This window comes from Flavobacterium sp. M31R6, assembly GCF_013284035.1.
Classification (GTDB): Bacteria; Bacteroidota; Bacteroidia; order Flavobacteriales; family Flavobacteriaceae; genus Flavobacterium.
The window spans coordinates 643055-657977 of the sequence record NZ_CP054141.1 but is presented as its reverse complement, the minus strand read 5'-3'; the positions used below and the strand labels follow the sequence as shown (position 1 = coordinate 657977).

Annotated in this window: 12 protein-coding genes; 3 read left to right on the top strand and 9 right to left on the bottom strand. The window is 36.0% G+C overall.

What is annotated here, in order from left to right:
- Window positions 1-22: 22 nt before the first annotated feature.
- The 4 genes from HQN62_RS02765 to HQN62_RS02750 form a co-directional block, all read right to left on the bottom strand.
- A complete protein-coding gene (locus HQN62_RS02765) occupies window positions 23-3208 on the bottom strand; it encodes a PorP/SprF family type IX secretion system membrane protein (RefSeq protein WP_173503235.1) in 3186 nt (1061 codons plus the stop codon).
- 1 nt (window position 3209) lies between these two features.
- On the bottom strand, window positions 3210-4733 hold the full coding sequence (locus HQN62_RS02760) for a T9SS type B sorting domain-containing protein (protein WP_254454468.1): 1524 nt from the start codon (window positions 4731-4733) through the stop codon (window positions 3210-3212).
- A gap of 195 nt (window positions 4734-4928) precedes the next feature.
- Window positions 4929-6215: a hypothetical protein gene (locus HQN62_RS02755; protein WP_116796510.1), complete on the bottom strand. Its 1287-nt coding sequence runs from the start codon at window positions 6213-6215 to the stop codon at window positions 4929-4931.
- 121 nt (window positions 6216-6336) lie between these two features.
- A complete protein-coding gene (locus HQN62_RS02750; protein WP_371811633.1) occupies window positions 6337-6636 on the bottom strand; it encodes a hypothetical protein in 300 nt (99 codons plus the stop codon).
- 548 nt (window positions 6637-7184) lie between these two features.
- Between HQN62_RS02750 and HQN62_RS02745 the strand changes: the two genes are divergently transcribed.
- Genes HQN62_RS02745 through HQN62_RS02735 form a run of 3 tightly spaced genes read left to right on the top strand, consistent with a single transcriptional unit; the run spans window position 7185 to window position 9272 of the window.
- The gene (locus HQN62_RS02745; RefSeq protein WP_173503234.1) at window positions 7185-8321 is read left to right on the top strand and encodes a DNA polymerase III subunit; all 1137 of its coding nucleotides are present in this window, start codon (window positions 7185-7187) and stop codon (window positions 8319-8321) included.
- Window positions 8322-8327: 6 nt separating this feature from the next.
- The gene (locus tag HQN62_RS02740; RefSeq protein ID WP_116796513.1) at window positions 8328-8711 is read left to right on the top strand and encodes a DoxX family protein; all 384 of its coding nucleotides are present in this window, start codon (window positions 8328-8330) and stop codon (window positions 8709-8711) included.
- A gap of 51 nt (window positions 8712-8762) precedes the next feature.
- Entirely contained in the window at window positions 8763-9272 is a 510-nt protein-coding gene (locus HQN62_RS02735; protein WP_116796514.1) for an acyl-CoA thioesterase, read from the top strand.
- Window positions 9273-9437: 165 nt separating this feature from the next.
- On the opposite strand, the gene proC is transcribed toward HQN62_RS02735, so the two are convergent.
- From proC to HQN62_RS02710, 5 genes are all read right to left on the bottom strand, one after another.
- On the bottom strand, window positions 9438-10214 hold the full coding sequence (gene proC, locus HQN62_RS02730; protein WP_173503233.1) for a pyrroline-5-carboxylate reductase: 777 nt from the start codon (window positions 10212-10214) through the stop codon (window positions 9438-9440).
- 188 nt (window positions 10215-10402) lie between these two features.
- Window positions 10403-11752, bottom strand: coding sequence for a magnesium transporter (gene mgtE, locus HQN62_RS02725; RefSeq protein WP_173503232.1), 1350 nt, complete (start codon window positions 11750-11752; stop codon window positions 10403-10405).
- On the bottom strand, window positions 11742-12521 hold the full coding sequence (rsmA, locus tag HQN62_RS02720; RefSeq protein ID WP_173503231.1) for a 16S rRNA (adenine(1518)-N(6)/adenine(1519)-N(6))-dimethyltransferase RsmA: 780 nt from the start codon (window positions 12519-12521) through the stop codon (window positions 11742-11744). Before rsmA ends, mgtE begins: the two co-directional genes overlap by 11 nt.
- A gap of 91 nt (window positions 12522-12612) precedes the next feature.
- Window positions 12613-12924: a DUF4286 family protein gene (locus HQN62_RS02715; protein ID WP_173503230.1), complete on the bottom strand. Its 312-nt coding sequence runs from the start codon at window positions 12922-12924 to the stop codon at window positions 12613-12615.
- A 104-nt stretch (window positions 12925-13028) separates the two neighbouring features.
- Complete coding sequence (locus HQN62_RS02710; protein ID WP_173503229.1) at window positions 13029-14807, bottom strand: tetratricopeptide repeat protein; 1779 nt, start codon at window positions 14805-14807, stop codon at window positions 13029-13031.
- Window positions 14808-14923 lie beyond the last annotated feature (116 nt).

Genomic DNA, 14923 nt, shown 5'->3' with positions numbered 1-14923 from the left:
AAATAAATCAAACAGGGTATTGTTATTTCTGAATTTTAACAATAACCATTTTTCCATTATAAGGCTTCTTCCCTTTTTCACCTAATGCCTGTGTGGCTTCATCTAAATTATCGAACATTGCTTCGTAGATAAAATATTTGCTTGAACTGGCATCATAGAAGAAATTTACATCTTTTTGTCCAGCAGCCACAGTTTTAGCAACAAATGCATCACGTTTTTGAGCATCCGTATGAACTGCCAATATCAAATAATAACCACTTTCAACATTTTTATTATTTTTTATGATCTGCATGTTGGACTGATTTTCTCCAAAATCAAAATCTTCGGGTTTTAATGGCGTACTGCTTACTTTTGTCGTTTCTTTTATTCGTTTCAGAGTAGCCAAATCTTGTGCATAACGATCTTGGTCATTCAACGAAGCGGCACGCTTAATTCTACGTTTTTTCTCTATCTCTGTTTCTACTTTAATTTGTTCCAATCTAGTAACTAAAACGGCGTTAGATTGTTCCGCTTTTAACTGTTCCGCTTTTAAATTCTCAATAGTCTTTAAATAATTTTGATTGATTAAATCATTTTTTGGAGTCTTTTTAAGTCTTTCAGCATAAAGTCTATTAAACTCGTCCAAAGATTCTGCCTGAGCTCTATTGACCTCCGCAATTTGTGCCTTAATAGATTCAAGCTCGGCATTTTCAGCAGATGTGCTCTTAAATTCTACAGTCGTTTTTACAATACCTTTATCACTTAAATCATTCTCTTCTCTCATTTCTTTCAATGCTTTTTGCTTATTGGCCACAGATGCATCCAAACGAGTTAACAATTGTTGTTGTTTGCGTTTAGAGTCCTCGAGTGTCTTAGTCAAATTATCCATTGATTTACCATACTCATCTTTTGGCATAGCGTCGGCTTTAGCTTTAGCAAGTGCCTCAACAGCCAATTTAGCGGCGGCCGCAGCTTCAATTTTATCTTGCTCAGCCTGAGCAGCAGCAGCAAGTTTTGCAGCAGAATCGGCATCAGCTTTCGCTTTGGCGTCAGCGGCAAGTTTCGCGGCGGCAGCATCTGCTTTCGCTTTATTCTCTGCTGCTAATCTAGCGGCAGCTTCGGCATCGGCTTTGGCTTTATTATCTGCAGCCAATTTAGCAGCGACAGCATCGGCATCGGCTTTAGCTTTGGCATCAGCGGCAAGTTTCGCGGCAGCAGCATCAGCTTTCGCTTTATTCTCTGCTGCTAATCTAGCGGCAGCTTCGGCATCGGCTTTGGCTTTATTATCTGCAGCCAATTTAGCAGCGACAGCATCGGCATCGGCTTTCGCTTTGGCATCAGCGGCAAGTTTCGCGGCAGCAGCATCAGCTTTCGCTTTATTCTCTGCTGCTAATCTAGCGGCAGCTTCGGCATCGGCTTTGGCTTTATTATCTGCAGCCAATTTTGCTGCGGCAGCATCGGCATCGGCTTTAACTTTGGCATCTGCGGCAAGTTTCGCGGCAGCAGCATCAGCATCTGCTTTCGCTTTATTCTCTGCTGCTACTCTAGCGGCAGCTTCGGCATCGGCTTTGGCTTTATTATCTGCAGCCAATTTAGCAGCGACAGCATCGGCATCGGCTTTAGCTTTGGCATCAGCGGCAAGTTTCGCGGCAGCAGCATCAGCTTTCGCTTTATTCTCTGCTGCTAATCTAGAGGCAGCTTCGGCATCGGCTTTGGCTTTATTATCTGCAGCCAATTTAGCAGCGGCAGCATCGGCATCGGCTTTAGCTTTATTATCTGCAGCCAATTTAGCAGCGACTGCATCAGCATCGGCCTTGGCTTTATTATCTGCAGCCAATTTTGCTGCGGCAGTATCAGCATCGGCTTTCGCTTTGGCGTCAGCGGCAAGTTTCGCGGCAGCAGCATCTGCTTTGGCTTTATTCTCTGCTGCTAATCTAGAGGCAGCTTCGGCATCGGCTTTGGCTTTATTATCTGCAGCCAATTTTGCTGCGGCTGCATCGGCATCAGCTTTCGCTTTTGCATCAGCAGCCAGTTTAGTTTTAGAAATTGGTTCTTGTTTTTTTGCTAACGCTAATGCGGCTGCATCAGCTTTGGCTTTAGCATCTGCGGCTAATTTCGTTTTTTTAGCCTCTTCTATAGCGTCAGCTTTTGCTTTCGCATCAGCAGCTAATTTAGCTCTGTTTTCGGCAATTTTTTGTTGCTGAGCAGCTTTGGCATCAGCAACTGTTTTTGCATCTGCTTTTGGTTTTGTAGTCGATGTTTTTTGTATCGGAGCTGGTTCAATCAAGGCCCCTTCTTCCTCATCATCCCCGTAATCAAAATTATTATTTTTGAACTTATAGGCTAATACAATTATATGCGAAGCTCCCAAATCTGAGATATCACCCAAGCCCATCCCATAAGAATATTCAAGAGCGATTTTCGGAGTAATATTAAGACCAAAACCAGCGGTCATACCCAAAACAGAATGGTATCCCCCTTGTACCCATATCCCTTTTGGAATTGTAAACATAGCAGAACCAGAAAAAATAGTTTTTTCTTTATTAACTTCAGTTTTAATTAAACCTGAGAATTTGCTTTTATCAAAAAAACCATAAGAATCAATAAAACCAGTATACATCACATGACCTTCTATTCCTTTGTTAGGGTCGTCTTTTAAAATTCCAGAATTAAAATTATAGGTAACCAGATTATTGAAAGCCAAACCAAAATCGAAAAAAGCGGTTCCATAATTGATACCTGGATTAATAGTCAAAATTGTATTTGAAGGTATATTTTCTAATGATGGATCAGGATAATTTGAGATAACTTTTCCACTATTCACACCACTTTTATAAGCACTCAAATTCATCCCAAAAGTCAAATTACTGTCTTCCTGCAATAAAATATTATGAGCAAAATTGGCAACCAAACCTGTAGTAGAAAGTACGCCCTGAGTTTGTTGGAAAACACCTAAAGCAACACCCTCATTTTCTCTAAAGCGTCCTGAATAACTTAATAAATAAGTTTTCGGCGCATTTTCAAAACCAGCCCATTGTGTTTTGTTAAACAAAGTAATATAGGCACTTTGTTGTCTTACAAAACTAAATGTAGGATTAATTACAAAAGAATTAAATTTCAAAGAGTTTCCAGGAGGGATAACATAAGATACAACACCATCTTCTTGTTGCGCATAGAAAACATGTATCGAACAGCAAAAAAAGAAAACGCTTAGTAATATTTTTTTCATATTATTTCAGAAGAGTTATCGAACCCTTTTTGGCAGACTCGCCAGTTGGAGTAATTATATAATAATAAACAGGATTGAAGTTATTAAATTCTATAGCTGTCTGTGGCCAACCATTATAATTGTCATAATTATCGGTTTGATAAACAATTTCGCCAAAAGAACTTAAAATCACAATATGAGTATTTGTTCCAGCTAAATATTTGTCAGGAATAATCCAAGTGTCATTAACACCATCACCGTTTGGAGTAACAATATTTGAAATTTTTGGAACATTTAAATTCACTTTAAAAGAAACTTCGAAAGGAAATTCATCAGCAATAATACAACCTGTCGTCTGGGTAACAACTCCCTTATATTTCCCTTCATCTGTAATGTCCAGAGAAGATTTATCAGCACCTGATAAAGCTACACCATTTAAAAACCATTGATAGGACGGAACTGCAGCATCAGAGGTTATGATGGCATTGAGCGTTTCTCCTTCGGTAATATTATTAACTTTAACAACATCAACTCCAGAAATAGTACTATTGGTTTTTAAAACCTTTAAGTCTATTGTACCTGTTGACTTACATCCTCCAAAATCAACATCACAAGTATAGACACCTGCTAAATTCGTTAGATACGTTTGAGATATAGCTGCGTCAATAATGACATTATCTTTTTTCCAAACATAAGAATTACCACCCGTAACAGCTAAAGTAGTATTCCCTAAACTAGCACAAAACGGATTACCAGAACTAGAAGTAATTACCGCGGAAGCTCCACTGGCACTTGTTACAGTTACACCTTGTGAACGATAATTATCATCTGAACAAAGACCATAATCTAATTTAGCGAAATAAACACCTGCAGCGTTAACTTCTAAAGAACTGGAACTTTGACCAGAAATCAAAACATTATCTTTATACCAGGAATATTTTAATTGAGGGTAATTTGCTGGCGAGGAATTAGGAATCGAAGGAGTCGGGTTATATACAGTAAGAATTACTTTTCCACCAATACAGAAACTAACTGTCGGCTGATTATTATTGATTGCAAAAGGCCCTGTGTAGGCTTCATAATAAGCTGAAAATGTTTTGACACCTGCAGTGCCTCCAATAGTAAAAGGTTGACTAGCAATGTTTGTAGAACTTACAACTCTTAATTTATAAGTATTAGAACCTACCAAATTTGTAGGAACTGCAAACACTAATGTCTTATCCGTTGCAGTATCTGGAGGTGTTGTAGGAAGAGGTCCCAAAGCAGTGGTAGCAGTCGGAGTAGCGAAAGAACCCGTTGGGTCAGAAAGCTCCACTCTAAATATTACGTCCGAAGCAAATCCAACAATAGAAAAAGAAGCTTGATACTCATTAAATACTTGACCAGGTTTGTTGGGGTGAGGTCCACCAGCACAAATCTGCGTAAATTCCAATATTTTAGGGTTTATTTGCTGGGCAAACAAAGACAGAGTTGAAGGGGCTACCAACAGCATCCAAAAAAACATAAATGCGCCGGAAGAAAAAAAGGAAGTAGGTTTGCTTTTCATATGTTGATATTTATTGCTATTCATAGGGGGCATATGCAATTCGCAAATCATCAATTTATTCTTAACCAATCGTTAGGTTAAGTTCATTCTTATTAAACTGAATATAAAACCATTTTAAATTAATAAAATGAAAGCTAAACCTTATTCATATTAGGTCCAACTTTCATTTTATAAATTTTAAAACAATTATAAATTTTATTTAGTAGCTGCTGTAAATTTTGAAAGTGCCAACCTAAAGTCTGGTCTTCTAGGATTTGCAAAATCATTAAAGGTTTCTAAGTTTGTTGTCTTAGAATACAAAATAAAGAAAGCGCTGTTTCCGTAATAACTTTCTAAATCTTCATTTTCAGTAGAGCCTTCACTAAAGATATTACCATTACAGTAATTCAAGTACATGTCTTCGATTCTAATTTTCTTAAGATTTTTGTCGTTGATTTCAATTTTACTATCAAATAAAACTGCAGGACTAAATCCAGAAATCACACTTTTTCTTAAAACTAAAGAACTGTTCTCAGCTACATAGACACCTTCTTTAACTAAACCTGCTTTGATATCTTGATCAATATTATCACTATCATTAGCAAGAGTTAAGTTAGTCGCAGTAACTAGAGTTTGTTTTTTGGTAAAGTCTACTTCTTCTTTCTTAGTATAGGAAGAAACATCCAAACAACGAGATCCAGCACTACTTGTCAGATAAGAAGACCTAACAGCCAACGAATTATCAATTTTAGCCTGAGTACCTAAAGTAAATTTGAAATCTATTCCATTAGATTTATATGAAACCATTTTAGTCATTACGGGCTCACCACCTAGAACTTCAAATGAGTCTCCAGCGGCATAACTTACCATAATATTTTCTAAGATTGTTTTATTTCCAATTCCTCCAAGCAAAAGAGCATTAAAACTCTCTGAAGAACCTCTTACCTTTTTACCGGCGTATTCAATTCGCACATACTTCAAAACACCTGAAGAACTCGCAGGATTTAAACCACCATAAGTAGTTAAACTTGGGTCTAAATCAAAATTTACAGAAGAATAATTTCCAAACTTATTAATCGGAGCATCACCAAGAATAACAATGCCTCCCCAATCACCAGCTTTCTTTATAGATTTATTAGATGTAAAAACAATAGGATCTGTTTCTAGACCTTCTGCAATTATTTGAGCACCTTTAGTAATAATCAAAGTACCCTTTGATTCACCGTCTCCAATAATAACTGTACCAGGTTCAATACTAAGAACTGCATTATTAGTTACATAAACATTACCTTGTATAATGTAAACATCTTTTTTTACCAGTTTAGTATTTTCACTAATATTACCAGCCAAAATCTGAGTAGCTTCGCCGTAATCAGCTTTGCCAGGTTTAAATTCAGTCCAGTTATTCAACCAATTGCTTGATCCAATTATCCCTTTCTCTTGTTGTGCATTTACGCTGCAAACAGTCGCAAGGAAAACCCATATAATAAATATATTTTTCATAGGTTTGGGGTATTAAATTATTATTTGTAATCTCTGTAGGTCAAGAGTTTATCATCTCATTAAGAGTAAAAGATCGAACTTAGCTTAAGATTATAACATCTTATTCTAAAAACATTATTTCTTATTGTTGCTCAACTTCATGAAGTGATTTCAAAGTTTGCTCATAGAACAAAACCATAGTCACAAGTTGATTTTTGTCTGCGTAAGGAAGCATTTTTCTTAAGAAATTAACAGTAATTTCTATGTAAGTTTGTGTTGCTTCAGTTTCTAAATCCAATGCTTTTCTATTATCTGCATCATCTGGAATACCTAAGTCTGTCATAGTTACTCCTGGCTTAGTAGCCAATGCAATATGAGGTAATATTTTGACAATTACTTTCATACGCTCAATATACAATTCCACTAATTCACCTTTAGACATTGCTCTAAGAGTCTTGTCGTCATAGTAAGTACGTATTGCAGCGCTCGTGCTAACTATACTTTTTGGCATATTTGGTTTTGCTTGTGCGAAGCCCTTAGACGTTAATGCTAACATAACAATACTGAAAAATATAATTTTCCCTTTCATATCTTGGATTTATTAATTAATAAAACAAAAATATACAATTAAATTGAATTTGCAAGTCCCGTAGAAAAAATTAAAGATATTTTTAATTACAAATAGAGCGAAAAAACTGTTTTACACCGAGTAAACTCGACATTTTATCGGGATAAATTGCATTTAAAAAAATTAATAGTTATTTCAAATTTATTAATTTACATCAGTTTTTACTTGTTTATATTTGTAATAAAAAACTTCATAAAACAAAATGAAGAAAAATAATACAGAAGTTATTAACATTTGTTGGTTAAAAAGTAAAGAAAAAAATAGCTGTCTTATTCTTTTGAATTTTACTTCCAAAATTCTGCGGAAACTAAACTTTCTAACAGAAAATTTTTGAAACTATCATTTTCTCCTATCTTTGCTTCATGGAATTTTCAAAAATTTTAGGGCAAGACTACATTAAAAATCACTTAATTAAAAGTGCTAATTTAGGCAGAATACCGCATGCTCAATTATTCATCGGCCCTGAAGGTAGCGGAACCTTAGCTATGGCAATCGCATACACTCATCATATCTTATGCCATAGTAATGAAGGTCTAAACGAATCCTGCAGCCTTAAATTTCAAAAATTATCACATCCTGATTTACATTTTATCTATCCAACAGTTACTACCGAAGAAGTTAAGGTCAAACCAAAAAGTATTGATTTTATTGCAGATTGGAGACAATTTGTTTTAGAAAATCCTTACGGCGGATTATTTGATTGGTATGCCAAATTAGGAGTTCAGAATAAACAGGGAGAAATTCGTGTGGATGATGCTCAGGAAATTTTAAAATCTCTTTCCTTAAAATCTTACGAAGGCGGATACAAAATAATGATTATTTGGATGGCAGATAAAATGAACATTGCTGCTTCCAATAAACTTCTTAAATTACTTGAAGAGCCACCCGAAAAAACAGTTTTCATTCTCATCTCCCAAAATGAAGAAGATATCATCCAAACCATTCGGTCACGTTGTCAAATTACCCATTTTAGCGGACTGAGTGAACAAGTTATTACGGACGGACTTATCGAAAGAGAACAGATAGAACTTAAAGAAGCTCTGAAAATTGCTCATCAATCCCAAGGGAATTATAACAAAGCGCTACATCTATTATATGATGACCATGAGGCGTTGCCTTTTGAACAATGGTTTGTTACCTGGGTACGTGCGGCATTCAAGGCCAAAGGAAACGCGGCAGCAATACAAGATTTAATAGAATGGAGTGAACAGATTGCTGCTTTGGGTAGAGAGACACAAAAGAAATTTCTCCACTTCTGTATCGAAATGTTCAGACAGGCTTTATTGCTTAATTACGAAACCAAAACACTTGTTTACATTGAGCCAAAAGTAGAAAAATTCAAACTTGAAAACTTTGCGCCTTTTGTAAATGGAAATAACATTGCTGAAATTTTTAAAGAATTATCAGATGCTATGTATCATATAGAACGCAACGGTAATGCCAAAATAATATTGACCGATTTATCCATAAAATTGACTCGTTTAATTCATAAAAAATAAAACCCCATGAACAATATTGCATCTATTTTAATCTTAGTTTTTTTAGCTATCACTTTTTTACAGTCTTCACAGGATAAATTATTCCATTGGAAAGACAATATCGACTGGCTTAAAGAACATTTTGCCGAAACTCCTTTACGTAATCAAGTGCCATTGGCTTTAGTAAATGTATTGATTTTAGAATTAATTTCCGGTATTTTGTGTGTGGTAGGTGCTATAGAAATAGCAGTAAATAGCGGCAGAGTATATGGCTTATATGGTGCCATTTTTTCTTGTATCACACTTATAATGTTGCTTTTTGGACAACGCCTGGCCAAAGATTATGATGGTGCCAGAACCATCGTATTGTATTTTATTCCATCGGTAATGGCAGTATATTGGCTTAACTAAAGAGTCATTTTCAATAATAAATTAAATTAAAATTAATACTCATATAAAAGTATGACACCAAAACATCCTTCAGAATCCTTAACTATATTAACCGATTTGGTTTTACCGAGCGAAACCAATCCTTTGAATAACTTATTTGGAGGGGAATTATTGGCAAGAATGGATCGAGCAGCAAGTATTGCGGCCGGAAGACATTCACGCCGTATTGGTGTGACAGCATCAGTAAATCATGTGGCTTTTAACAAATCCATTCCACTTGGCAGTGTTGTCATTATTGAAGCGAAAGTATCCAGAGCTTTTAAAAGTTCGATGGAAATTTATCTGGACGTTTGGGTAGAAGACCGTCAGTCCGGAAACAGAACCAAGGCTAACGAAGCGATTTACACATTTGTCGCGGTAGATGATACCGGAAGACCTGTAGAAGTTCCACTGATTGAACCTCAAACAGAATTGGAAATACAACGTTATGATGCGGCTTTGCGAAGAAAGCAATTAAGCTTGGTATTGGCCGGTAAAATGAATCCTCATGAAGCCACAGAACTAAAAGCTTTATTCACATAAAAGACAAAAACACCTTATAACCCGTTGATTTGTGTCGTATTGCGTGAAGGATAGAAGCTAGCTACCAAAGTAGCGCGAATAGCCTGACAGCATAAAGGAAAGGGATCGAATCACCGTAATAGTGAGTTGATCCCTTTTCTTTATGGTGGCACGCCCAAGTGATTTTTATCCCTTGATTTGTTTTAATGAGGTTTTGATTCCTTTGATTAAAGAAGAACTGAAACCATGTAATTCCATTTCATTCAATCCAGCAATAGTACAACCTTGAGGTGTTGTTACACGGTCTATCAATTGCTCTGGGTGCCCTTTTTCTTCAAGTAACATTTCTGCTGCTCCTTTTACTGTTTGTGCAGAAATGGCCAAAGCCGTTTGCCAGTCAAACCCTATCTCGATTCCCGCCTGCATCGATGCACGAATGTAACGTAAGGCAAAAGCAGTTCCACTCGCGGCAAGAACCGTTGCAGCATCCATTAGCTTTTCATCAATAATAGGAGCCGTTCCTAAAGCTTGAAAAAGGGCTACTGTTGCTTGGGCTTTTTCTTTATTTTTTTCGTGAAAGGCGATACAAGTTGCCGATGCACCAAATTGAGCTGCGATATTAGGCATGATGCGCACTGCACTATGGCTATCCCCAATTTTGTTTTGCAAATTCTCAATGGATAATCCACTTACGGCGGAAGCGATTACTTTGTTCGAAATAGCTGGCAATATCTCGGCCAAAACGGTATCCACTTGATATGGTTTTATGGTCAAGATGATGATATCTGCTTCTTGAATATTGCTTGTGTTGTCTGTAGTAACGGTAATTCCAAGATCTTGCAAATGTGAAATAGGATTTATATTGCGTCTGGTTACGGTTACTTTGTTATTGGTAGTGAATTTCGCAATTCCTATAGCGATAGAAGCTCCAAGGTTTCCTCCGCCTATAATGTGTACTTTCATTTCGGTTTATTTTATTCTTAGATTGGTTAATAGCATTTAGAATATCAAAAAGTATTCAAGCTGACTTTGATTCTACCTCAAATGGAGCAGAAACAATCAGGTTACAAAGTACACGAAAAATCCCGAATTTATTATTTTTTAATATAAATAAATTCGGGATAATTGTTAAATTCCAAAACTATCAATAGTTAATATCCTAATATCATTCTAGCAATCCAAAAATAAATCATGATACCAAAAACATCATTTGTAGTAGTGATAAAGGGCCCTGTGGCTATAGCTGGATCAATTTTCTTTCTATGCAAAAACAATGGCACCAATACTCCCAATGTAGCTGCAAACAATATTACCACGAGCATAGAAATAGAAATCGCAAATCCAACTAAATATTGTTGATACATTAAAGAATGGTATAAAAACAAAAACAACGATATTATTGTTCCCGAAATCAAAGCAACCGAAAGTTCCTTGGTCAAGTATTGCCTGCTGTATTGTTTTAGGGTTCCGTTTGCCAAACCTTGTACCACAATCGCTGACGCCTGCACCCCAATGTTTCCGGCTGTAGCCGAAAGCAAAGGAACAAAAATCATTAAAGTAAAATATTGTTGAACTGACGTTTGATTCCCTTCAAGCACCTTTGAAGCAATGATTTCAATAACCATTCCGATCAAAAGCCAAGGCAATCTTGCTTTCATTAACTCCAAAACGGTATCGCTGGACTCTACATCATTTGTAATACCCGCTGCCAACTGATAATCTTTTTCAGCTTCATCTTTGATTACATCCACGATGTCATCAATGGTAATTCGTCCTGCCAATCTTCCCAACTCATCAATAACCGGTATCGCCTCAAGATCGTATTTTTGCATGATTCTCGCGACTTCGACATCTTCGGTGTCGACCATAACCGAATTTAATTTTTTGATATAGACTTCACTAATGGGTGTTTTGGTCGAAGTTGTAAGTAAATCTTTGAGTGACAAACGCCCTAAAAGTCTGTTTTCGTCATCAACTACATATATAGAATGCACTCTGGAAATATTTTCGGCCTGAATGCGCATTTCTTTGATACAAGTAAAAACGGTCCAATTTTCATTGACTTTCACCAATTCTTTATGCATCAAACCACCCGCTGTATCTTCTTTATAACGTAATAAATCAACAATATCTTTGGCGTGTTCTACGTCTTGTAATTCGGATATTACTTCTTCCTTCTTTTCTTTGGAAAGTTCCCCGATAATATCGGCCGCATCATTGGTCTCAAGTTCATCAAGCTCTTCGGCGATTTCTTTTGGCGAAAGCCTACTTAATATATTTTCACGCAAATCGTCTTCAAGCTCCAAAAGGATTTCGGCAGTTTTCTCACTATCTAATACCTTAAAAATATAAGTAGCTTCGTCAAAGTCCAATTCATCCAGAACTTCAGCAATATCAGCGTGGTGCATATCATTCAACAAAACTTCAAGTTGCTCGTCGTTTTTACTTTGAATGAGTTGCTCTAACTCTTTTATTAATTCTTTGCTGATTTTAAACTCCATCGGCTTCGATTTTTTGGGTCAATTCTATAAACTCTTTGTAATCCAATTGTTCGGGACGAAGATTAAAAACTTCATCTTCTCTCAGACTATCGGACAAATTTAAGGTTTTTAAACTGTTACGCAAGGTCTTTCTGCGTTGTTGAAAAGCCGTTTTCACTACCGTAAAAAATAACTTTTCGCTACAAGGCAAACTATAATCTTCTTTCCTACGCAAACGCAGTACTCCCGATTTTACTTTGGGTGGTGGATTGAACACATTTTCATCTACTGTAAACAAATACTCAGCATCATAAAAAGCCTGTACCAAAACTGATAAGATTCCATAAGCTTTGGTTCCCTTTTTTTCGCAGATACGTTCTGCAACTTCTTTCTGGAACATTCCAGCAAACTCAGGAATTTGATTTCGATATTCCAATGCTTTGAAAACAATTTGGGTCGAAATATTATAGGGAAAATTACCAATTATCGCGAATTGTTTTCCTACAAAAACTTCGTTGATATCGTATTTTAGGAAATCCTTTGAGATGATTCTGTCTTTCAATTTATCATAATGCACACCCAAATATTCAACCGATTCGGTATCAATTTCGATAACGAAAGTATTGATTGGTTTTTCCAATAAATACTTGGTTAACACTCCCATTCCAGGTCCTATTTCCAACACATCTTCATAACCTTGTAAATTAAGAGTATCTGCTATATCTTTCGCTACGCTTTCATCTTTTAAGAAATGCTGTCCGAGGTGTTTTTTGGCTGTTACTTTTTCCATTTTTGTCTATGCGAGGCACAAAACTTACTCGCTGTATTTTAGGTTTATTTTCTCGCAGAGACGCAAAGGCGCAAAGCAATCTTTTTAATCATTAATGTTCTGAAATCACTTGCAATTCGGTTCTAAAAGTCAACATTTTATCGCCAAACAATTTCAATCCTTCTTCCCTTAATTTAGGAGCATCTTCTTGGTAATATCTTTCTAATGTTTCCTTACTGTCAGTAGTGTATTGAACCGAATAGGTTACTCCGCCCATTTCTTCTTCTACCAAAACACGAACCAAACGAGCAGAAATAAATTTTCCACAAGCCAACATTTCCGGAATGTGTTTGTGCTGCATCCAGATCATCCATTTATCATGAACACTTTCGTGTATGTTTGTGGTAACGTTGTATATTATCATTCTTTCTTAGTTTATAAGTTTAAAAAAAAGGTTTAGGGGGTTTAGCTTTCTTCAAAAAAGTTTAACAACTAAACTTTTGATCTTTCTAAACTTCTACCCTTTCTTTATAAATTGGTATCTCCCCGTAATTCCCTGAATTTCCTCCTTGCATCTACAAAATAAATGCTATCCTGATGGCTGAAAATAATTTTCTCATATAAAGCCTTGGCTTTATCAGGTTGCTGCAATTGCTTGTTGTAAATATCCGCTGAAAAATATAAGGCTTCATCTATGTAAATCCCATCGCTATGATGATCAATTATGTCTTGATATTGTGCCAAAGCTAAAGTATAATCTCCTAACTTTTCATATATTCTTCCCAATCTCAGCAAAGTTACCCCTTCAATTTCCTGCCCTTTAAAACTTTTTAAAATAGACTGAAACTGAACAATCGCTTCCTGATTTCTATTTTGGTACAAAAGATAATCTCCTTTGGCAAATTGCTTCAGCGCCGTTTGTGTCGAATCGGCAACGGTATTGTCATTGATTAACAGAAAATACTCCAAAGCATCATTGGCAATCAACTGTGTACTGGCTGATTTTAACTCTTTGAATTGCTTCAATGCCCATTCAAAATCAGTTTTAAAATAACTTGTTTTTGCCGATTTCAAGCTTGCTTCGTGTGACAAAACATTGTTTTGCAGATTCTCCTCAATCTGTGAATAATAAAGTAACGCCTGATTGAACTTTTCTTCGGAAAGCAAAATATCGGCCAACTCCATTTTACATAGTGCTTGATCGAACGGATTCAGTTGCATTTCCATGGCTCGCTTTATAATGGCTTTTCCCTCGACAGGATTCTTCATTATGAAACTCACAAAATGTGCCTGTTTCAGCTGCAAAGATAAGGTAACTGGAGTTATCCCGTACTGCTTTAACAAAAGCACAAATTGCGCATCGATAGCTGCAAAATCCTTTTCCTGCGCTTTTTCCATTTTCATTTTCAACAAATAAGTTTGGGCTTGCACAATCAACTCTACGTCAGTAGTGTTTAGCAGCACATAATCCATAACTTCTGTGGCAACCTCATTGTCACCTTCTTCAATGGCCATTTGTCCTAAACTAATTATACTGGAAAGTGATTCCGGATTTCGTTTATAGATGGCTTTTTCTTGAATAAAAGCTTTTCCAAATTCTTTTTGTTGCATATAAAACCAACTCAAGAATTGATTCCAAAAAACATCCTGGCTTTTTTGAACCCTGATAATCAATGCTTTTCGAAGACTATCATTGAACTTAGAATCACCATCGGTTGACATATAACGCGTCAATTGATTTTGAATCATCAATGCAGATTGCGGATTCTCAATTGCTTCATCCAAAAAATTCGCAATCATCTGATCAGTATTTCCCAATTGCCCATGCAACAAAGCTGTTTGGTATTTGAAATCAAAAGTTGGCACCAATTCACTAGCAACCAAATAGGATTTCAATGCATATTCCAGCAATACTTTCTTTTCAAAAACATTGGCAACCCCATAAACTTCATTTGGATTTTTCCTGATTTTCTCTATTGCATCGTCATAATACTTTTTGGCTTTCGAATCATTTTTCTGTAATTGAAAATTGTATCCCAATTCAACCAAAAGTGTAGCTTGTTTGTATCTATTCAATCGCTCCTGAATTGCTTTTTCAGCTGGCTCGAATTGAAGTAATTGCTGCATACAATCTATTTTTCGTTGAAAATAAAAAGGATTAGTTGGTAAACCATCCGATAACTCTTGATAACTAACCAACGCCTTCTCAAAATCTCCTTTATCATAATAATACTGTGCCAATTGCTCGTTCTGAGAAAAGGCAATCAGCGAAAACAAAAGTGAGATATAAAGAAAAAGTTTATTCATAATGTAATCATTTGTAAAAGTGATTATTATTGAATCAGTCGATAATGAAACATTTCAAATAAAAAATCTAAAACCATTAAGAAATTAAGTTGATGAAGCTTAATGCTTCTAAATTT